Source organism: Stenotrophomonas sp. Iso1 (assembly GCF_027497995.1).
Taxonomy (GTDB): Bacteria; Pseudomonadota; Gammaproteobacteria; order Xanthomonadales; family Xanthomonadaceae; genus Stenotrophomonas.
Genome location: NZ_JAODBT010000001.1, coordinates 1,602,094 through 1,620,480 on the forward strand (window position 1 = coordinate 1,602,094; position 18,387 = coordinate 1,620,480).

Below are 18,387 nucleotides of genomic sequence, written 5' to 3' on the forward strand. Positions count from 1 at the left end.
GTGCGATACAACGCTGGCGATCCCCACGGAAACCGCCATGACGTCCCCCACCGACATTGAACTTGACCAGTTGGCTGCCCGGCTCGGGGAGCGCCTCCGAGCAGCCCGCGACAGTGTGGTTACCGCCGAGAGCTGTACGGGCGGTTGGATTGCCAAGGCAATGACCGGCGTGGCCGGTTCGTCCGACTGGTTCGACAGCGGCATGGTCGCTTACAGCTACGAGGCCAAGCAGGCATTGCTCGGCGTTCGCCCGCAGACGCTGGAAAGCCAAGGTGCGGTCAGCCGCGAAACCGTGATTGAAATGGTGTCGGGCGCGCTGGTGCATTCCGGCGCCAGCGTTTCTGTAGCGGTTACCGGCATTGCTGGTCCCGGCGGCGGTAGCGATGACAAACCGGTCGGCACGGTGTGGATAGGCTGGAAACGTCGCGGTGGGTACACCCGTGCCGAGCTGTTCCACTTCGATGGCGACCGTGATGCCGTACGTAGGCAGACCGTGGCGGCCGCATTACGGGGTCTGGAAGCGCTGTAGCTCAAATGGCTTGACGCTGCATTTGTTAGTAGTAATACTACTAACCATGAATCTGACTGACACCCAGCAAGCCATCCTCGATCTGATTGCCGAGCGCATCGAAGCGGAGGGAGTGCCGCCATCGCAGACCGAGATCGCCCGCGCCTTTGGCTTCAAAGGTGTGCGCTCGGCCCAATATCACCTGGATGCCCTGGAGGCCGCTGGCGCCATCGAGCGCGTGCCTGGTCGTGCTCGCGGCATTCGCTTGGTTCGGCCACCGGTGGGCCCGGACGTGACGGCTACAGCGATGGCTGCGGCCAACGACCAGGTGCTGCGCCTGCCGATCCTCGGTCGCGTTGCTGCCGGGTTACCGATCGGTGCCGATATCGGTTCGGACGATTACGTGGTGCTGGACAAGGTGTTTTTCTCACCCGCACCGGATTACCTGCTGAAAGTGCAGGGCGACTCAATGATCGACGAAGGCATCTTCAATGGCGACTTGATCGGCGTACATCGCACCCGCGACGCGCGTTCGGGGCAGATCGTGGTGGCGCGCATCGATGACGAGATCACTGTCAAGTTGCTGAAGATCGCCAAGGATCGCATCCGGCTGTTGCCGCGCAATCCCGACTACGCGCCCATCGAAGTGTTGCCTGATCAGGATTTCTCAATAGAAGGGCTTTATTGCGGCCTGCTCCGGCCAAACCGGTGAAGTTCGCACGCTCCTTAGTCACAGCACCTTGTTTTTCCTATGTCGGGCAGGTGGGTGTGCTGCTGCCGGTATCCTTGCAGACCCAATAATTTTGTTGTCTCGCCACAGTCTCAGCCTTTGCGATACGACGCCCTTACAGTGGACCCCATGACGAAATCAACGAAAGCAAACCCGAGGACGAATCCGATGGATGAGAACAAGAAGCGCGCGCTTGCTGCCGCACTGGGCCAGATCGAAAAGCAGTTCGGCAAGGGTTCGGTGATGCGCATGGGCGACCGTGTTGTTGAGCCCGTCGAGATCATTCCGACCGGTTCGTTGATGCTGGATATCGCGTTGGGTATCGGTGGCCTGCCGAAGGGCCGTGTGGTCGAGATCTACGGCCCGGAATCCTCGGGCAAGACCACGCTGACGCTGCAAGCCATCGCCGAATGCCAGAAACTGGGGGGCACCGCAGCCTTCATCGACGCTGAGCACGCGCTGGATCCGATCTACGCCGGCAAGTTGGGTGTGAATGTTGATGATCTGCTGCTGTCGCAGCCGGATACCGGCGAACAGGCGCTGGAAATCGCCGACATGCTGGTGCGCTCAGGTTCGGTGGACATTGTGGTGATCGATTCGGTCGCCGCGCTGACGCCCAAGGCCGAAATCGAAGGCGAAATGGGTGATCAGCTGCCGGGTCTGCAGGCCCGCTTGATGAGCCAGGCGCTGCGTAAGCTGACCGGTAACATCAAGCGCTCCAATACACTGGTGGTGTTCATCAACCAGCTGCGCCACAAGATCGGCGTGATGATGCCCGGCCAGAGCCCGGAAGTGACCACTGGCGGTAATGCACTGAAGTTCTATGCCTCGGTGCGCCTGGATATCCGCCGTATTGGTGCGATCAAGAAGGGCGACGAGATCATTGGCAACCAGACCAAGATCAAGGTGGTCAAGAACAAACTGGCCCCGCCCTTCAAGCAGGTCATCACTGAAATCCTTTACGGCGAAGGCATTTCCCGCGAGGGTGAGCTGATCGACATGGGTGTGGAGGCCAAGCTCGTTGAGAAGGCTGGCGCTTGGTACAGCTACGGCGACGAGCGGATCGGCCAGGGCAAAGACAATTCCCGTGGCTACCTGCGTGACAACCCGCAGGTGGCGGCCAAGCTCGAAGCTGAACTACGTGAGCGGTTCCAGCCTGCCGAAGCTGCGCGTGAGGAAGGCGACAGCGAGCCGGGTGACGAGTGAGTTTCCCGTGGGGGCGGGCGGCGCATCGTCAGTGACGCTGTCCCGCCCCCACGGCATTGAATCCAGGAGGATAGGTGCCACGGAAGGCGCAATCCTGATTGGGCGATAGCGTAATGAATGATTTTGATGAGCCATCGGCTGGTAAGCGCAAGCGCCGCGTCGAGCAGACGCCGTTGCAGCGGGCCTTGGGCTTGCTGGTCCGGCGGGAGCATTCGCGCAAAGAGTTGGGGCGCAAACTGAAGGCGCGCGGCATCGAGGCGGAAGCTGCGAATGCAGCGATAGCGCGTCTGGCGGACGAGGGCTGGCAGGATGACACCCGGTTTGCCGAGATGCTGGTGCGCAGTCGCGTAAATGGAGGCTATGGCCCACTGCATATCCGGGCCGAGTTAGGTACTCATGGGCTGGACAGCGCGCAGATCGAGGCCGCCATGGCGACCTTTGAGGGCGACTGGGTCGAGAACGCGCGGGACTTGATATGCCGCCGTTTTGGCGAGGGTGGCCCGCAGGAACTGTCGCAGCGGCGCAAGGCCGCGGACTTGTTGGCACGGCGAGGGTTTGATGGCAGCTGTATCCGCAGCGCCACCCGGTACGATCCTGAGGACTGACCGGGCTGGGCCTGATACCCTTTCAGGGTTTCGGTTGTCCCGAATTCCCGCGCCCTCTGGGCTGCTGGGACCCGTTTGCCAGCTTATAGCCAGTCCCCATGAATACACCTGCCAAATTCACTACCTCCCAGATCCGCAGCGATTTCCTCGATTTCTTCAAGAGTAAGGGCCACACCATCGTGCCATCGGCACCGCTGGTGCCGGGAAACGACCCGACCTTGTTGTTCACCAATTCCGGCATGGTGCAGTTCAAGGATGTGTTCCTGGGCGCGGAGAAGCGCAGCTATGTGCGCGCTGCCGACGTCCAGCGCTGCCTGCGTGCAGGCGGCAAGCACAACGACCTTGACCAGGTCGGTTACACCGCTCGCCACCACACCTTCTTTGAAATGCTGGGCAACTGGTCATTCGGCGATTACTTCAAGAAAGACGCCATTGCCTGGGCATGGGAGCTGCTGACTCAGGTTTGGAAGCTGCCGGCAGAGCGCCTACTGGTCACCGTGTATCACAACGATGACGAAGCCTTCGCGCTTTGGCGCGACATGGTGGGCATCCCAGAAAGCCGAATCGTGCGTATCGGCGACAACAAGGGCGCGCCGTACGCCTCGGATAATTTCTGGCAGATGGCCGACACCGGCCCTTGCGGCCCCTGCACCGAGATCTTTTTCGACCACGGTGACCACATTGCAGGTGGCCCTCCGGGTTCTCCGGATGAAGATGGTGACCGCTTCATCGAAATCTGGAACCTGGTGTTCATGCAGTTCGACCGGCAGCCCGATGGCACGCTGGTGCCGCTGCCGGCACCGTGCGTGGATACCGGTATGGGTCTGGAGCGCTTGGCTGCGATCCTGCAGCACGTGCATACCAACTATGAAATCGACCTGTTCCAAGCACTTATCCGCAAGGCTTCCGAGCTGACCGGCACCGCCGACCTTGAGAACAAATCGCTGCGCGTGATCGCTGATCACATCCGTGCCTGCTCGTTCCTGATCGTCGATGGCGTGCTGCCGTCGAATGAAGGTCGTGGCTATGTGCTCCGTCGGATCATTCGCCGCGCTCTGCGTCATGGTTGGATGCTGGGTGTGCGTCAGCCCTTCTTCAACAAGCTGGTGCCGACCCTGGTCGAGCAGATGGGTGAAGCCTATCTGGAGCTGCCGGCACAGGCGGATACCGTGGTGCGTGCATTGTTGGCCGAAGAAGAGCGTTTCGCTGAGACGCTGGACGCTGGCATGAAGATTTTTGATGACGTAGCGGCCAAGGTCAGCGACGGCGTGATCCCGGGCGCTGATGCATTCCGTCTGTACGACACGTATGGCTTCCCGGTCGACCTGACTGCCGACATCGCGCGTGAGCGGGGCATGACGGTGGACATGGTCGCCTTTGACGCCTCGATGGAGCAACAGCGCGAAATGGCGCGAGCCGCCGGCAAGTTTGGTGGTGGCGTGCAATTGCCGGCGGATCTGGTAGCAACGTTGTCGCCGACCGTGTTCCAGGGTTACGACAAGCTGCAGGGCGATGGTCTGAAAGTGGTCGCGCTGATCAAGGATGGCCGACCGGTGGATGCGGTGCAGGCGGGTGACGAGGTCATCTTGTTCACCGCACAGACGCCGTTCTATGCCGAGTCCGGTGGTCAGGTGGGCGACACCGGCGTGCTGTCGGGTGCGGGCGTCACTGTTGAAGTGACCGACACTCAGAAGTTCGCCGGTCAATTCCATGGTCACGTTGGCCGTGTTGGGCAGGGTAGCCTCAAGATTGGCGATACGCTGTCTGGCAGCGTTGATGCCGCGCGCCGTAGCGCCACAATCCTCAACCATTCGGCAACCCACTTGTTGCACGCCGCGCTGCGCGAAGTGTTGGGCACGCATGTGCAGCAGAAGGGCTCGCTGGTGGCGCCGGATCGTCTCCGCTTCGACTTTGCCCACTTCCAGCCGATCAGTGCGGAGGAGCTGGCGCTGGTCGAGCGCAAGGTTAACGAGCAGGTGCGCGCCAACAATGCTGCCGAAGTGCACAACATGGGCATGCAGGAAGCGCTCGACTTCGGTGCCATGGCGCTGTTTGGCGAGAAGTACGGCGAGAACGTCCGTGTGCTGAAGATGGGTGAGTATTCGACCGAGCTGTGCGGTGGCACCCACGTTTCACGTACCGGTGATATCGGTTTGTTCAAGATCACCTCCGAAGGTGGTGTCTCGTCCGGCGTCCGCCGTATTGAGGCGGTGACCGGGCAGGGCGCGCTGGACTACGTTGCTGATGAAGAGCAACGTCTGCATGAGGCTGCGCAATTGCTGGGTGGCAGTGCGGGCGACGTGGTGGACAAGATCCGCCAGCTGGGCGAGCGACAGAAGAAGCTGGAGCGCGAGCTGGAGGCCCTCAAGGCCAAGGTGGCGTCCGGTGCGACAGCTGATCTGGCTGGATCGGCGGTGGATGTGGCGGGCGTGAAGGTGCTCGCTGTGCGTCTGGAGGGCTTTGACGCCAAGGCGCTGCGTGAGGCGGTGGATCGCCTGCGTCAGCAGCTGGGTGACGCGGTGATCCTGCTGGCAGGCGTGCAGGACGGCAAGGCGGCATTGGTGGCGGGTGTGAACGGTTCGGCAATGGGTAAGGTCAAAGCCGGGGAACTGCTCGCTCATGTAGCCGGTCAAATTGGCGGTAAGGGCGGTGGTCGTCCGGATATGGCGCAGGGTGGTGGTGAGGACGGCCCGAAGCTGTTGGCTGCGCTTGAGGGTGTGGTCGCTTGGGTCCAGCCACATCTCGCCTGAATGTGAACAATCCGGTGCCTTGAAGGTGCCAACACCCTACCGGTAACATTGGGAGTCTTTTCCCTTGTCGTGGGGCGCAGTCTTAGGACGCGCGCCAATGCCGGTGGGGAATCCATCCGGTTCCATGGAGATTTGCAAAATGTTGATCCTGACTCGCCGAGTAGGCGAAACCTTGATGATCGGAGACTCGGTCAGCGTGACCGTGCTCGGCGTCAAGGGCAACCAGGTACGTATTGGTATCACTGCTCCGAAGGATGTGGCGGTGCATCGCGAGGAAATTTTTCAGCGTATCCAGCGCGGTGATGAGCCGGTTGCACCCGGAAGTGAAGAAACTTCCGAATAAGGGTTTACCTTTCACCCCGTTAAACGTTATTCTTCGCGCCCCGCTACGGAATACGCAGCGGGCAAGAGAAACGGAGTGATGCCCGAGTGGCTGAAGGGGCTCCCCTGCTAAGGGAGTATAGGGTTAAAAGCTCTATCGAGGGTTCGAATCCCTCTCACTCCGCCAGTTCAAAAAAGCCCCTTTTTGGGGCTTTTTTGTTGTCTGAAATTTAGCGCGTGTAACGGCAATTTTTGTGGACTGAAGATGTTGTGAGGTGGATGACGTTGCCGTGTGTGACAAGGGTGCTGCCCGTGTGGGGAGGTCGCGCTGGTGGGCTGCTCTGAGCTCGTGTGCGGCGCCGGAGGCTGATGGTGGTGCACGGCGCTGCCGTGGGGCTCGCGAGGTGCGGAGCTCTGCGGCAATCGTTGAGGGGCTAGCTAGCGCGCCGTGCTGCATGTGAGGGTGTTTGTATGACGTTGATGCATGCATGCGAGCGTGCAGGAGATGGTGCTGCTTGCCGCTCATCAAAAGGCGCGCATAAAAAAACAGCAGGCAATGCCTGCTGTTTTTTTGAAATGGTGCGCCCGGAGAGATTCGAACTCCCGACCGCCTGGTTCGTAGCCAGGTACTCTATCCAACTGAGCTACGGGCGCGCATTTTCATTTTTGTTTGAAGCTTGCAGAATCAAGTTCTGCATTCTGACGTGGTGCGCCCGGAGAGATTCGAACTCCCGACCGCCTGGTTCGTAGCCAGGTACTCTATCCAACTGAGCTACGGGCGCGTCGTCAGGAGCGAGATTATGCGGATATGCTGCGTTTGCGTCAATGTTTTTTGTGAAATTTTCTTAATCTTCGTGATGAATCAATGCAGCAACGACAGCTTGCGGTGCTTTCATCCAGCGGAAGTGGTCGGCGGCAGTGCCCAGCTCACCGGATGACATCGCGCGCAGCGTGTGGGTGGCGTTGGGCATCTTCTGCAGCAGGGAGCGCATCGAACTGACGGGGGCCAGCCAATCGTCATCGAATACCAGTGCCGTCACCGGGGCGTTGAGCGTGTGCATGCCCGCTTCCAGGTCGACAGACATTCCGTCGGCGGCGTAATGATTGCTCAGGCCTACACGCGCCCAGTCGCGGATCAGGCTGCGCGCCTCGGTGCCACCGAAGCCGACACGTCGGCCGGGCAAGGCGCCGCGCTTGCGGGCCAGCCATGGCAGAAAGCGATAGGCCAGCGGCAGCAGGTAGCGACGCGGCACTGGAAAACTACGCCACCACGGTGTGCCGCTCGCCACCAGCCAGAGGGCTTGCAGATCCGCGTTGCGTAAGCCGGCGTAACAGCAGCTCAACTGGCCGCCCAGGCTGTGGCCGCCCAGGCGCAGTGGCAGGCCGGGGAGCGTGTGTTGCACGACGGCTTCGGCGGCGGGCAGGTCGTAGTGCAGCAGTTCGCGATAGCCCCAGTCATGGTGGTGATCCGGACGCAGACTGCTGCTGCCGTTTCCGCGCCATTCGTGCAGGAATACGGCGATGCCTTCGGCGGCCAGTGCTTCGGCGAACGCTTGATAGTTGCGCGCCGACACGCCCAATGCGGGCAACCAGAGCAGGCTGGCTATTGGTTGCTCCGGCATGTAGGCAAGCAGTTCGAAACGATGGCCATCGGCGCTGATGACTTGCAGGCATGCAGGAGTCTTCATGCTTTGGGCGCTGCGCCGAAGTGGTCGAGTACCATCACTTCGCTGCGGCCCGGTTGGTAGCCGACTTGCAGGCCGCGTGCAATGTAGTCGATGGCCGCTTCGCAGGCATTGGGTAGCGACAGCCCACGGCATAGCTGCGCGGCAATGGCAGAGGCAAGTGTGCAGCCGGTGCCGTGTGCATCTACGGGCAGTCGTACGTGACTGAATTCTTCACGGGCAACACCGTCGAAGTAGCGGTCAATGACACGGTTGCCTTCATGTAGATGGCCGCCTTTGAGCAGTACAGCACGTGTGCCCATATCGAGTAATGCTGCCGCCGCATCTTCGGCTTCATCGGCATTGGTGATGCTGCGGCCGAGCAGCAGTTCGGCTTCCGGTGTGTTGGGTGTGAGCAGCGTGGCCAGTGGCAGCAGGCGCTCGCGCATGGCGCGCAGTGCGCTGTCTTCCAGGAGTTTTGCGCCGCTTGTGGCGACCATTACCGGGTCGAGTACGACATGCGGCGGACGATGTTTCTCCAGCGCATCGGCGACGAGGTGGATCACCTCGGCATTGGCGAGCATGCCAAGTTTCACTGCGTGGATATCGAAGTCGTCGAAGCAGGCGTCGATCTGTGCTTGCAGGAACGACATCGGCGGTATGTGAGCGGCCGTGACGCCGCGTGTGTTCTGCGCAGTGAGGGCGGCGATGGCGGACAGGCCGTGCACGCGATGCGCAGCGAATGCTTTGAGATCCGCCTGGATGCCGGCGCCGCCGCCGGAGTCAGAGCCGGCGATAGTGAGGGCGGAAACTGGGGTGGAAGGGGTCATGCGGGGATTGTGCAATGTTTGTCGATGGCTTTGCTCACCGTTGCCGCAGGAGCACATATTGCCGGTAGATCACATAGCCAAGCCCGACCAAGCCGGTGAGCAGTGCCGGTACGAGTAGCGCGTCGTATTGCCAGCGCACGAACAACCAGGCTCCCATTACGCCACCTGCCAGGAAGCCGCTGATGATCAGGCCGCTTAGCGTCAGCCGACGAACTGGCAGGGGCAGGCCACGTAGCAGGTGTCCCAGGCCAATGCCGAGATCAGTGAACATACCGCTGAGGTGGGTGGTGCGCACCACTGCACCGCTGAAGGTGGTGGCCATGGCGTTCTGCAGTCCGCAGGCCATCGCAGCTGACATTGCACCCCAAACCTGCTGATGTTTGAACAGCGGAATGGCGAGGAATAGCAGTGCCGATTCCAGAGCCAGCGCGATGCCGTAACGCCGCCCGAGCTGCAGTGTGCTGTCCTGGATGATCAGCCCACTGAGCGTCGCCCCCAGCGAGAAGGCGATCAGTAGCCCCCACAAATGCCCGATGGCGCGCCAATCGCCTTGCATCAGCGCCATGCCCAGCTGACTGGTGCTGCCGGTAAGGTGGCTGACCGCCTGGTGCTCAAAGCCGAGAAAACCGACCACATTGACCATGCCGGCGACGCAGGACAGTGTGATCGCTCCGATCCAGACCCAGGTGGGCAGCCGAATTCCCATGCCGACGCTCCCGTTATTGCGTGGGTGGCGGGCCGTTGAACTGGACGTCGGAGAAGGTGCTGGTTTGTGGGTCGTACACCGCACCCCAGAACTGCTTGCCGCCATCGCAGACGCGGATGGCTTCGCGTGCTGGATTGATCTCGCTGTGGTCCGGCAACGGGAAGGCGTTGATGTAGATCAAGCGCTTGCCGCTGGACTCAAAACCGACGTACTGGCGATTGCTCAGGCTGGGCTCGGTAACGCGGGAGGCCAGCTGGGGCAGCTGGCTCTCCAGTGCTTCAATATCAGTGCGAGCAGGCGCCCAATAGCCGGTTACCGTGCCGGCGTGGCGAGCAGGGCTGTCGCGCGAGCAGGTGTCGAGCACCTGCGCGGCGACGATCGGGCGTGTGACCACCCACGACTGGCCAGCCTTGATTGCAGTCGGCACGCTGGTGCCGGGTTTGATATTGGAAGGTGTGCAGGCGGCCAGCGCGAGCGACGCGCTGGCCAGCAGCAGGACGTGCAGGTGTTTCACAGAACCTCCGAGGCGTAATCGGCCAGGCGCGAACGCTCGCCCCGGCGCAATGTGATGTGCGCACTGTGCGGCCAATTCTTGAAGCGGTCCACCGCATAGGTGAGGCCGGATGTGGTTTCGGTCAGATAGGGCGTGTCAATCTGTTCAACATTGCCCAGACAGACGATCTTGGTGCCGGGGCCGGCACGGGTGATCAGGGTCTTCATCTGCTTCGGGGTGAGGTTCTGGGCTTCGTCCAGGATCAGGTAGCGCGACAGGAAGGTGCGCCCACGCATGAAGTTGAGTGAGCGGATCTTGATGCGGCTGGCCAGCAGGTCGTTGGTGGCCGCGCGGCCCCAGGTGCCGCCTTCCTGGTTGTGGGTGAGCACTTCGAGGTTGTCGGTGAGCGCGCCCATCCACGGCGTCATCTTTTCTTCTTCGGTACCGGGCAGAAAGCCAATGTCCTCGCCCACGCTGACGGTGGCGCGGGTCATGATGATCTCGCGGTAGCGTTGGCTGTCCATCGTCTGCGCCAGCCCAGCGGCGAGCGCGAGCAGCGTCTTGCCGGTGCCGGCGGTGCCGAGCAGGGTGACGAAGTCGATCTCCGGGTCCATCAGGGCGTTGAGTGCGAAATTCTGCTCGCGGTTACGTGCGGCGATACCCCACACCGCATGCGAGCTGTGGCGGAAGTCGTTGACCAGGGACAGGGTGACGCGACCATCGCCCTCGACCTTGGTGACCTTCAGCTCGACTTCGTCCTCACCCGGCAGGTAGGCGTATTGATTGGGGTGCCAATCTTCGTCATCGGCGGCGAGGATTTCGTAGCTGGTACGGCCCTTGTCGCTCCAACTGCGCAGGTTGTCGGTGTGCTTCTTCCAGAAGTCCTCCGGCAACTGCGTGGCGCCGGTATAGAGCAGGCTGAAATCATCCAGCGCACGGTCGTTTTCGTAGTCCTCCGAATCAATGCCGGCGATGGCCGCCTTGATGCGCAGATTGATGTCCTTGGAAATGAACACCACCGGCACATCCGGCGACTGCTCCTTCAGTACCAGAATGGCGCCCAGGATGGCGTTGTCCGGGATGACCTTGCCAAAGCTCTTGCCGGCATCGAAGTGGCTGGTCTGGAAATACAGGCGGCCGGCGCTCTGCGCGCCACGCAGTTGGAGGCCCTGTGGGCGCGCCAACGGCACGCCCTTCTGCACGCTGCTGATGCCCGACGCTTCGATCAATTCATCCAGAAAGCGACTCACCTGGCGCGCGTTGCGGCTTGCTTCGGTGGTTCCTTTCTTGCCGTTGTCCAACTCCTCGATTACCTGCATTGGCAGGTAGACATCGTGCTCCTCGAATTTGAACAGCGCGGTCGGGTCGTGCATCAGCACGTTGGTATCCAGTACGTAGATGCGCTTGCCTCGGGTCATCGTCGATTCCTGGTGGCGGGACAGGGTCACGCCATCGCACCTGCGCAGCAGGGCGATGACGAGGGTGGGGACGGGAGTTGGGTCACTTGGTTTGGGTGGCCTTCAAGGCTTCAAGTACGGCTTCTGCATGACCGGCGACTTTTACTTTGCGCCATTCCTGCACGAGCGTTCCATCGGGCGAAATCAGGAAGGTGCTGCGCTCGATGCCACGTACCTGCTTGCCGTACATGTTCTTCATCTTGATCACGTCGAAGGCGTTGCATAGGGCCTCGTCGGTGTCGCTGATCAGGGGGAACTTGAATCCCTGCTTGCCGCAGAAGTTGTCGTGCGATTTCACTGAATCGCGCGAAACGCCGAACACCTGCGCGCCGGCACGTTTGAATTTGGGGAGCAGGGCATTGAAGTCCAGCCCCTCGGTGGTGCATCCGGGTGTGCTGTCCTTCGGGTAGAAATACAGCACCAACCAGTGACCGGCCTGTTCGGCAAGGGTGGTGGTAGCGCCGCCGGACAAGGCCAGCGGGAGGTCGAGAGTAGTGCGGTCCAGGGTGTCGCCGATGTTCATCAGATCCTTTCCGGAGCCTGGGGTAGTTCGATTGCAATTACATGAAACGCCGCGCGCCTGTGATGGGCGCGCGAATGTTCAGAACTTCATCGGGTCCATGATTGCGTCCAGGTTGAGGTGGTCGCAGAATTCGAGAAAATCGTCGCGCAATGCGGCGATATGCATGTTGGAGGGTACGCCGATGGTGATCTGGGCCGAAAACATTTCCGCGCCGGTCTGCATTGCCTGGTAACGCGTGCTCTGCAGGTTCTCGATGGTGATGCCCTGGCGGTCGAAGAAGTCGGCCAACTGGAACAGGATGCCCGGCTTGTCGGCGGCAACCACTTCCACGATGTAGGGCAGCAGGTTGGACTGCACTTGCTTGGCGGCAGTGCGGTACCACACCAGTTTCAGGTTTTCTTCGCGTTCGAGGCGCGTGAGCATTGCCTCGAGCTTGGCTACTGCATCCCACGAGCCGGTTGCCAGGGTGGTGACCGAAACGTCGCGGCCTACCGTGGAAAGACGGGCATCGACCAGATTGCAGCCGCTGTCAGCAATACGGCGGGTGACGGACAGCAGGGGAGACTCCGGATGCGTCGTATAGGCGTTGATCAGGAGATGGTTTTCTGTCGGCAGCTGCCGCGGCGTGGTGTCGGTCAAGATGGTTCCGGAAATGCTTGAGAGTCTGAACGGCGCCGGGGACGGGCCGAACACTGGTGCCCAGCATACTTGCCCGTGCTTTCGACCGGCAAGTAACATGCCTTCGGTTACGAACCCGCCGGCTGGCGGGCTTCTTTACCCCCATGAAGAGCGACGATCCCCTTGTCCATTTCCGGCCTTATCACCGCGTTGGCGACCCCTTTCCAGGCAGACGGCGCACTCGATTCCGATGCTTGGCAGCATTTGTTGGCTTTGCAGCTCAAAGCGGGCGTGCAGGGCGTTGTGGTAGCCGGCTCGACCGGTGAAGCGTCCACGCTGACCGATGAAGAATACGACGGCCTGCTGCGCAGCGCTGTGTCTGTGCTGGGCGGAAGAATGCCGGTGCTTGCCGGTACCGGCTTGTCGGGGACGGCCCGAACCATTGCCCTGACCCGGCGCGCGGCGGCGAATGGCGCCACCCATGCGCTGGTCGTGGCGCCGCCATATGTGCGGCCCACCCAGGAAGGCCTGCGCCTGCACTATCTGGCGGTGGCTGAGCAGGGTGGCCTGCCGGTGGTGCTGTACAACGTACCCGGTCGTACGGGTTGCGACCTGCTGCCGGAAACCGTAGCCGAACTGATATCGCACCCGAACATCGTCGGCATCAAGGAGGCCGTGGGCGATACCTCCCGGCTGAAAGCGCTGCTGGCCTTGCGTAGCAGCAGCTTTAGCCTGCTCAGTGGTGATGACGGCACCGCCGCACGTTCCATGCTGGCCGGGGCCGATGGCCTGATTTCGGTTGGCTCTAACGCGTTGCCGGGCGCATACCGCACTTTGTGTGACCTGGCGCGTGCCGGTGAGCACGAGGCGGCCGAAGCCTGGGATGCCCGCCTGCAGCCGTACCACGATTTCTGTGGCGTCGAGTCCAACCCCATTCCGGTAAAGGCGCTGCTGCAGCGTCTTGGTATCGGGCACGGGTTGCGCCTGCCGCTGCTTCCGCTTTCTGCGCAGTACCATGCTGCCGCCGACCATCTGGCGGCGGACGTGGAAGCGTTGGAAGAACTATCCAGCCACTGATCAGTGGCCTGAACCCTGGAGATTCACCCATGCGTCAAACCTCTACCGTTCGCGTGCTGTCGTTGGCGCTGCTGGCCGTTGCAACCATTGCCGCCACTGGCTGTCACCGTGGGGCGCGCGGCGACTACGCGCTCGCACCGGAGGTGCGTCCGCTGGAAGTGCCGCCGGACCTGAATGTGCCCAACACCTCCGGTGCCACGGCGATCCCGGCGCTGGCCTCGGCAACCAAATCGGCTGCCGGCACGCAGGCGGCCCCGGCGGCTTCGCAAAGCGGCTTCACCATCGCAGGCAACCGTGAAGACGTGTTCGCCAAGGTTGGCGATGCGCTGGCCACCATTGAAGGCGTGAACATCGCCAGCCGCGCGCAGTTGCTGGGCTCCTACGACGTTGGCTATGAAGGCAGCAACTTCCTGGTGCGCGTGGTGGCCGTGGATTCCGGTGTTTATGTGTCGGCGGTTGATCCGCGTGGCCTGCCGGCAGTTGATGCCGCTGCAGTGAAGCTGATTTCGTCGCTGAAGGCCAAGCTGGCGGGCTGAGGCTGCTCGGTTCAGTCAGATAAAACAAAACGGGCGCCATCGGCGCCCGTTTTCGTTCCAGCGTGGCTATGTCGCTCAGCGCTCAAGCAAGGTGAGCTTGTCCGGCTTGCCATCCCATTCGGCGGCATCGGCCGGGGGGTCTTTGCGCACCGTTAGCACCGGCCACTCTTTTGCCAGCTCGGCGTTGAGGCCGACAAACTTTTCCTGGCCGGCAGGCACGTCGTCCTCCGGGAAAATAGCGTTGACCGGGCATTCCGGCTCGCACAGCGTGCAGTCAATGCATTCGTCCGGGTCGATCACCAGAAAGTTGGGGCCTTCGTGGAAGCAGTCCACGGGGCAGACTTCGACGCAATCGGTGTGTTTGCACTTGATGCAGTTTTCGGTAACGACAAAAGGCATGACGGGGTCCGGCTTTGATCCCAGCAATTCTAGAGCACGATGCCGGGGGTGTGCGGTTGGGTTCTCAATCCGGTGGCTGGCTGCCGATGCGGGCGGGCCGGCTGAGGGTGTAAAACAAAAAACCCCGCATGGCGGGGCTTTTTGGTTTCGCAGACTTGATTTGGTGCTCCCTAGGGGACTCGAACCCCTGTTTTAGCCTTGAGAGGGCCACGTCCTAACCTCTAGACGAAGGGAGCGTTTGGTCGCGTCTGGCGAGCGCGCTAGTATATGCATCTGGTTGCCGCTCGGCAATCCCGCAACCCCAATTGGAATCGCCACCATCAATTCCACAGTTACAACACCGTTCACCCTGCACGTCATCCCGCGTGACCAGCACACCATTTCGCGCAAAGACATCAGTCCCAATGCGCTACGCGTGCTGTATCGCCTGCGTGAGGCCGGATTTGGGGCCTATCTTGTAGGAGGCGCCGTGCGCGACCTTCTGGTCGATGGGCGCCCCAAAGATTTCGACGTAGCCACGGATGCCACGCCCGAACAGGTCAAGCAGTTGTTCCGCAACTGCCGGCTCATCGGCAGGCGCTTCCGTCTGGCACATGTGGTGTTCGGCCGCGAGATCATCGAGGTGGCCACATTCCGCGCCAACAGCGATGACGGCAGCGGCGACCGAGAGGTCGAGAACGGCATGCTGGTGCGTGACAACGTCTACGGCAGCATCGAGGACGACGCAGTCCGTCGCGACTTCACCTGCAACGCCTTGTACTACGCCATCGAGGATTTCTCGGTGCGTGACTACACCGGTGGCTTCGAGGACGTGATGGCCCGGCGCATGCGCTTGATCGGCGATCCCGAGCAGCGCTACCGCGAAGATCCCGTGCGCATGCTGCGGGCCGTGCGGCTGGCGGCCAAGCTCAACTTCCAGATCGACGGCCCCACCGCCGAGCCGCTGCCACGCTTGGCCAACCTGTTGAGCGAGGCCGCCCCGGCGCGTTTGTTTGAAGAAGTGCTCAAGCTGTTCCTTTCCGGGCATGGCGTTGCCAGCTTTGAAGGGCTTGAGCGTTACGGCCTGCTGGCGGTGATGTTCCCCGAGAGCGCGGCGGCATTGAAGAGCAACCGCACCGGCGCCCTGCGCCGCATCCTGATCGAAGGCTTGCGCAACACCGATGACCGCGTGGCCAACGAGGAGCCGGTATCACCGGCCTTCCTGTTCGCGTTGCTGCTGTGGCCGGCATTCTGTCGCGCACTGATTGGCCTGCAGAAGCAGGGCATGGCGCCGGAAGAGGCGCAGCGTCGTGCGGCCGACCGGGTGACGCTGCACCAGCTGACCACGATTGCCCTGCCGCGCCGCTTCTCGCTGCCAATGCAGGAAATCTGGCTGCTGCAGTCGCGCTTTGGGTCGCGCCAGCGCAAGCGCGTGCTTCGCACATTGAGCCATCCGCGTTTCCGCGCGGCGTTCGATTTCCTGCTGCTGCGTCAGGCCGCTTCGTCGGAGCATCAGGACGACATCGCGTTCTGGCGCGAAGCGCAGCTACAGAGCGGGCATGAGATCGAGTCCGCGCCGGATTCGGTACAGGCTGAGGAAGGGCAGGAAGGTGATGTGCCGCGCCGTCGGCGTCGTCGCCGTCGTGGCGGCAGCAGCACAGCCACCAATACGACGGGCGAGTAATCGCCCGATGGTAGTTGCCTATATCGGGTTGGGAGCCAACCTGGGAGACGCACAGGCCACGGTGCGTGCAGCGGTCCAGGCACTGGCTCGCTTGCCGCAGACGCATTTATTGGCTGCTTCCCGGCTGTTTCGCACGCCGGCCTGGGGTAACGAGGCGCAACCGGACTTCATCAATGCCGCTGCGGCGGTAGAGACGGCGTTGGCCGCGCCGGAGTTGCTGGAACACCTGCTCGCCATCGAGCAGGCCTTTGGCCGGGTACGGCACCCCGAGCAGCACTGGGGGCCGCGCACGCTGGACCTCGATATGCTTCTTTATGGTGAGCAGACCATCGCGCTGCCGCAGTTGAAGGTGCCGCATCCCTTCCTGCATGAGCGGGCCTTCGCCCTGCTGCCATTGGCGGACGTAGCGCCGGGGGCATTGATTCCCGGGCATGGAACAGTGCATGGCGTGTTGGCTGACATGAAAACCTGCGATATCGAGCCGATAGGCGGATAATGGTCGGCTCATTACCAATCGTTATCCCCACATGAGCACACACGCAGACAGCAAGCCCTGGACGGTTCCGGCCCTGGCCGAAGCCAAGCGCAATGGCCAGAAGTTGGTGATGTTGACCGCTTACGACGCCGGTTTCGCCCGTGCATTTGACGCCAATGGCGTCGACTTGATCCTGGTCGGCGATTCGCTGGGCATGGTGGTGCAGGGGCACGATTCCACGCTGCCGGTCAGTGTGGCCGACATCGTTTATCACACCACTGTCGTGGCACGTGTGGTGCAGCGTTCGCTGCTGGTGGCCGACCTGCCGTTCGGCGCCGATGCCACACCCGAGCGCGCACTCGATGCTTCGTTGAAGCTGCTGCAGGCCGGCGCGGAGATGGTCAAGCTCGAAGGTGCTGGCTTCAAGCTGGACATCATTCGTCACTTGGTCGAGCGCGAAATTCCTGTCTGTTCGCATCTGGGCCTGACCCCGCAGTCGGTGTTGCGTCTGGGTGGTTACCGGGTACAGGGCCGTGGCGACGCCGCTCAGCAATTGGTTGACGACGCCAAGGCCGTGGCCGATGCCGGCGCCAGCCTGCTGGTGCTGGAATGCGTACCGACGCCGCTCGCAGGCCGCGTCACCGCAGCGATTTCCATCCCGACCATTGGTATTGGCGCTGGCCCTGAGTGTGACGGGCAGGTGTTGGTGCTGCATGACTTCCTTGGTCTGGACAGCGGTCACCGCAGGCCCAAGTTCGTCAAGGATTTCCTTGCCGAAGGCGGCTCCGTGGCTGGCGCTGTACGTGCCTTCGCCGACGCCGTGCGCGATGGCACCTTCCCCGACGCGGAGCATGCGTACGCATCATGATCGAGACTGTCACCGAACTCAGTCGGCTGCGCGCCATCGTTGCCGGCTGGAAGCGCGAGGGGCTACGCGTTGGTTTCGTACCCACCATGGGCAATCTGCATGCGGGCCATTACTCGCTGGTGAATCTGGTGCGGCAGCACGCCGACCGGGTGGTTTCCAGTGTGTTTGTCAATCCGACCCAGTTCGGCCCGAACGAGGATTTCACCCGCTACCCGCGTACGCCGGAAGCCGACACCAGTGGGCTGGAAAAGGCCGGTTGTGACGTGCTTTGGCTGCCGACAGTCGAATCCATGTACCCGTTTGGCGTGGAATTGGCTGCCAAGGTGCATGTGCCGGGCGTGAGCAGCCTGCTGGAAGGCGCACACCGCCCAGGTCATTTCGATGGCGTATGTACGGTGGTCAGCCGCCTGTTCAACCAGGTGTCGCCGGACGTGGCCGCATTTGGTCGCAAGGATTACCAGCAGCTGGCGGTGATCCGGCAGATGGTGACCGACCTGGCATTCCCGATCGAAGTCCTGGGTGGCGAGATCGTGCGCGAGGAGGACGGGTTGGCAATGAGCTCCCGCAACCAATACCTGACCGGTGACGTGCGCCCACATGCCACCGTCATCCGTAGCGTGCTGTTGTCGATGCGTGATGCCAGTCTGGCCGGTGTGGCGCGCGACAAGGTGGAAGCTGACAGCGTCGCGCAACTGCAGGCGGCCGGTTTCCAGGTGGATTACGCGGTGGTGCGTCTGCCGAGTCTGAGTGAGCCCGGCATGGATCATCAGGGCGCGCGGGTGGCGCTGGTGGCGGCCAAGCTGGGTAACACCCGCCTGATCGACAATATTGAGTTCTGAATAGGGCTTGGACAGGACTTTTCCTGTCCATTGCGGGCCCGAGAACTGACTTCCGATGGCGCCCTGGTGGCGCCATCGGCGTGTCTATAGCACCGTCGGCGCAAAGGTATGTTGCAGTG

At 61.9% G+C, this 18,387-nt stretch carries 20 protein-coding genes and 4 tRNA genes; 13 read left to right on the forward strand and 11 right to left on the reverse strand.

What is annotated here, in order from left to right:
• Positions 1–37 precede the first annotated feature (37 nt).
• From PAN08_RS06985 to PAN08_RS07015, 7 genes are all read left to right on the forward strand, one after another.
• Positions 38–529 carry a CinA family protein gene (locus tag PAN08_RS06985; RefSeq protein ID WP_269790735.1) on the forward strand — a complete coding sequence of 164 codons (492 nt, stop codon included), beginning with the start codon at positions 38–40 and terminating at the stop codon, positions 527–529.
• Between the two features lie 46 nt (positions 530–575).
• Positions 576–1,220, forward strand: coding sequence for a transcriptional repressor LexA (gene lexA, locus PAN08_RS06990; protein ID WP_269790736.1), 645 nt, complete (start codon positions 576–578; stop codon positions 1,218–1,220).
• Between the two features lie 186 nt (positions 1,221–1,406).
• The gene (gene recA / locus PAN08_RS06995; protein WP_269790737.1) at positions 1,407–2,444 is read left to right on the forward strand and encodes a recombinase RecA; all 1,038 of its coding nucleotides are present in this window, start codon (positions 1,407–1,409) and stop codon (positions 2,442–2,444) included.
• Between the two features lie 113 nt (positions 2,445–2,557).
• Entirely contained in the window at positions 2,558–3,049 is a 492-nt protein-coding gene (recX, locus tag PAN08_RS07000) for a recombination regulator RecX (RefSeq protein WP_269790738.1), read from the forward strand.
• Between the two features lie 98 nt (positions 3,050–3,147).
• A complete protein-coding gene (gene alaS / locus PAN08_RS07005) occupies positions 3,148–5,799 on the forward strand; it encodes an alanine--tRNA ligase (protein WP_269790739.1) in 2,652 nt (883 codons plus the stop codon).
• Between the two features lie 139 nt (positions 5,800–5,938).
• The gene (csrA, locus tag PAN08_RS07010; protein WP_057632432.1) at positions 5,939–6,142 is read left to right on the forward strand and encodes a carbon storage regulator CsrA; all 204 of its coding nucleotides are present in this window, start codon (positions 5,939–5,941) and stop codon (positions 6,140–6,142) included.
• Between the two features lie 72 nt (positions 6,143–6,214).
• A tRNA-Ser gene (locus PAN08_RS07015) sits at positions 6,215–6,307 on the forward strand.
• A gap of 390 nt (positions 6,308–6,697) precedes the next feature.
• On the opposite strand, the gene PAN08_RS07020 is transcribed toward PAN08_RS07015, so the two are convergent.
• The 9 genes from PAN08_RS07020 to PAN08_RS07060 all read right to left on the reverse strand — a co-directional run bounded on the left by PAN08_RS07020 (position 6,698) and on the right by PAN08_RS07060 (position 12,432).
• Positions 6,698–6,774: transfer RNA gene (locus PAN08_RS07020), tRNA-Arg, on the reverse strand.
• Between the two features lie 51 nt (positions 6,775–6,825).
• Positions 6,826–6,902: transfer RNA gene (locus tag PAN08_RS07025), tRNA-Arg, on the reverse strand.
• Between the two features lie 63 nt (positions 6,903–6,965).
• Positions 6,966–7,808, reverse strand: coding sequence for an alpha/beta fold hydrolase (locus tag PAN08_RS07030; RefSeq protein ID WP_269790740.1), 843 nt, complete (start codon positions 7,806–7,808; stop codon positions 6,966–6,968).
• Positions 7,805–8,614 carry a bifunctional hydroxymethylpyrimidine kinase/phosphomethylpyrimidine kinase gene (thiD, locus tag PAN08_RS07035; RefSeq protein WP_269790741.1) on the reverse strand — a complete coding sequence of 270 codons (810 nt, stop codon included), beginning with the start codon at positions 8,612–8,614 and terminating at the stop codon, positions 7,805–7,807. Before thiD ends, PAN08_RS07030 begins: the two co-directional genes overlap by 4 nt.
• A gap of 34 nt (positions 8,615–8,648) precedes the next feature.
• Entirely contained in the window at positions 8,649–9,320 is a 672-nt protein-coding gene (locus tag PAN08_RS07040; protein ID WP_269790742.1) for a YoaK family protein, read from the reverse strand.
• Between the two features lie 13 nt (positions 9,321–9,333).
• Positions 9,334–9,825 (reverse strand): hypothetical protein, encoded by a 492-nt coding sequence (locus tag PAN08_RS07045; RefSeq protein ID WP_269791197.1) that lies wholly within the window; start codon positions 9,823–9,825, stop codon positions 9,334–9,336.
• A 5-nt stretch (positions 9,826–9,830) separates the two neighbouring features.
• On the reverse strand, positions 9,831–11,231 hold the full coding sequence (locus tag PAN08_RS07050; protein ID WP_269790743.1) for a PhoH family protein: 1,401 nt from the start codon (positions 11,229–11,231) through the stop codon (positions 9,831–9,833).
• An 82-nt stretch (positions 11,232–11,313) separates the two neighbouring features.
• Positions 11,314–11,793 (reverse strand): peroxiredoxin, encoded by a 480-nt coding sequence (locus PAN08_RS07055; RefSeq protein ID WP_269790744.1) that lies wholly within the window; start codon positions 11,791–11,793, stop codon positions 11,314–11,316.
• A gap of 78 nt (positions 11,794–11,871) precedes the next feature.
• Complete coding sequence (locus PAN08_RS07060; RefSeq protein WP_057632420.1) at positions 11,872–12,432, reverse strand: glycine cleavage system protein R; 561 nt, start codon at positions 12,430–12,432, stop codon at positions 11,872–11,874.
• A gap of 162 nt (positions 12,433–12,594) precedes the next feature.
• Between PAN08_RS07060 and dapA the strand changes: the two genes are divergently transcribed.
• Positions 12,595–13,488: a 4-hydroxy-tetrahydrodipicolinate synthase gene (gene dapA / locus PAN08_RS07065; protein WP_269790745.1), complete on the forward strand. Its 894-nt coding sequence runs from the start codon at positions 12,595–12,597 to the stop codon at positions 13,486–13,488.
• Between the two features lie 29 nt (positions 13,489–13,517).
• On the forward strand, positions 13,518–14,024 hold the full coding sequence (locus PAN08_RS07070) for a hypothetical protein (protein ID WP_269790746.1): 507 nt from the start codon (positions 13,518–13,520) through the stop codon (positions 14,022–14,024).
• Between the two features lie 75 nt (positions 14,025–14,099).
• Here the strand turns inward: PAN08_RS07070 and fdxA are convergent, their stop codons facing one another.
• On the reverse strand, positions 14,100–14,423 hold the full coding sequence (fdxA, locus tag PAN08_RS07075; protein WP_269790747.1) for a ferredoxin FdxA: 324 nt from the start codon (positions 14,421–14,423) through the stop codon (positions 14,100–14,102).
• A 161-nt stretch (positions 14,424–14,584) separates the two neighbouring features.
• Positions 14,585–14,659, reverse strand: a tRNA-Glu gene (locus PAN08_RS07080).
• Between the two features lie 41 nt (positions 14,660–14,700).
• Between PAN08_RS07080 and pcnB the strand changes: the two genes are divergently transcribed.
• Genes pcnB through panC form a run of 4 tightly spaced genes read left to right on the forward strand, consistent with a single transcriptional unit; the run spans position 14,701 to position 18,268 of the window.
• A complete protein-coding gene (gene pcnB / locus PAN08_RS07085; protein ID WP_269790748.1) occupies positions 14,701–16,086 on the forward strand; it encodes a polynucleotide adenylyltransferase PcnB in 1,386 nt (461 codons plus the stop codon).
• A 7-nt stretch (positions 16,087–16,093) separates the two neighbouring features.
• Positions 16,094–16,582, forward strand: a complete 489-nt coding sequence (gene folK / locus PAN08_RS07090; RefSeq protein ID WP_269790749.1) for a 2-amino-4-hydroxy-6-hydroxymethyldihydropteridine diphosphokinase — start codon at positions 16,094–16,096, stop codon at positions 16,580–16,582.
• A 31-nt stretch (positions 16,583–16,613) separates the two neighbouring features.
• Positions 16,614–17,429, forward strand: coding sequence for a 3-methyl-2-oxobutanoate hydroxymethyltransferase (panB, locus tag PAN08_RS07095; RefSeq protein ID WP_269790750.1), 816 nt, complete (start codon positions 16,614–16,616; stop codon positions 17,427–17,429).
• Positions 17,426–18,268 carry a pantoate--beta-alanine ligase gene (gene panC / locus PAN08_RS07100; protein ID WP_269790751.1) on the forward strand — a complete coding sequence of 281 codons (843 nt, stop codon included), beginning with the start codon at positions 17,426–17,428 and terminating at the stop codon, positions 18,266–18,268. The genes panB and panC overlap by 4 nt, the downstream gene beginning before the upstream one ends.
• The last annotated feature ends 119 nt before the right edge of the window (positions 18,269–18,387 follow it).

Bases quoted from the DNA above. Each gene is read 5' to 3' on its own strand.
- PAN08_RS06985 (WP_269790735.1), top strand. From the start codon at position 38: ATGACGTCCCCCACCGACATTGAACTTGACCAGTTGGCTGCCCGGCTC.
- lexA (WP_269790736.1), top strand. From the start codon at position 576: ATGAATCTGACTGACACCCAGCAAGCCATCCTCGATCTGATTGCCGAG.
- recA (WP_269790737.1), top strand. From the start codon at position 1,407: ATGGATGAGAACAAGAAGCGCGCGCTTGCTGCCGCACTGGGCCAGATC.
- recX (WP_269790738.1), top strand. From the start codon at position 2,558: ATGAATGATTTTGATGAGCCATCGGCTGGTAAGCGCAAGCGCCGCGTC.
- alaS (WP_269790739.1), top strand. From the start codon at position 3,148: ATGAATACACCTGCCAAATTCACTACCTCCCAGATCCGCAGCGATTTC.
- csrA (WP_057632432.1), top strand. From the start codon at position 5,939: ATGTTGATCCTGACTCGCCGAGTAGGCGAAACCTTGATGATCGGAGAC.
- PAN08_RS07030 (WP_269790740.1), bottom strand. From the start codon at position 7,808: ATGAAGACTCCTGCATGCCTGCAAGTCATCAGCGCCGATGGCCATCGT.
- thiD (WP_269790741.1), bottom strand. From the start codon at position 8,614: ATGACCCCTTCCACCCCAGTTTCCGCCCTCACTATCGCCGGCTCTGAC.
- PAN08_RS07040 (WP_269790742.1), bottom strand. From the start codon at position 9,320: ATGGGAATTCGGCTGCCCACCTGGGTCTGGATCGGAGCGATCACACTG.
- PAN08_RS07050 (WP_269790743.1), bottom strand. From the start codon at position 11,231: ATGACCCGAGGCAAGCGCATCTACGTACTGGATACCAACGTGCTGATG.
- PAN08_RS07055 (WP_269790744.1), bottom strand. From the start codon at position 11,793: ATGAACATCGGCGACACCCTGGACCGCACTACTCTCGACCTCCCGCTG.
- PAN08_RS07070 (WP_269790746.1), top strand. From the start codon at position 13,518: ATGCGTCAAACCTCTACCGTTCGCGTGCTGTCGTTGGCGCTGCTGGCC.
- fdxA (WP_269790747.1), bottom strand. From the start codon at position 14,423: ATGCCTTTTGTCGTTACCGAAAACTGCATCAAGTGCAAACACACCGAT.
- folK (WP_269790749.1), top strand. From the start codon at position 16,094: ATGGTAGTTGCCTATATCGGGTTGGGAGCCAACCTGGGAGACGCACAG.
- panB (WP_269790750.1), top strand. From the start codon at position 16,614: ATGAGCACACACGCAGACAGCAAGCCCTGGACGGTTCCGGCCCTGGCC.
- panC (WP_269790751.1), top strand. From the start codon at position 17,426: ATGATCGAGACTGTCACCGAACTCAGTCGGCTGCGCGCCATCGTTGCC.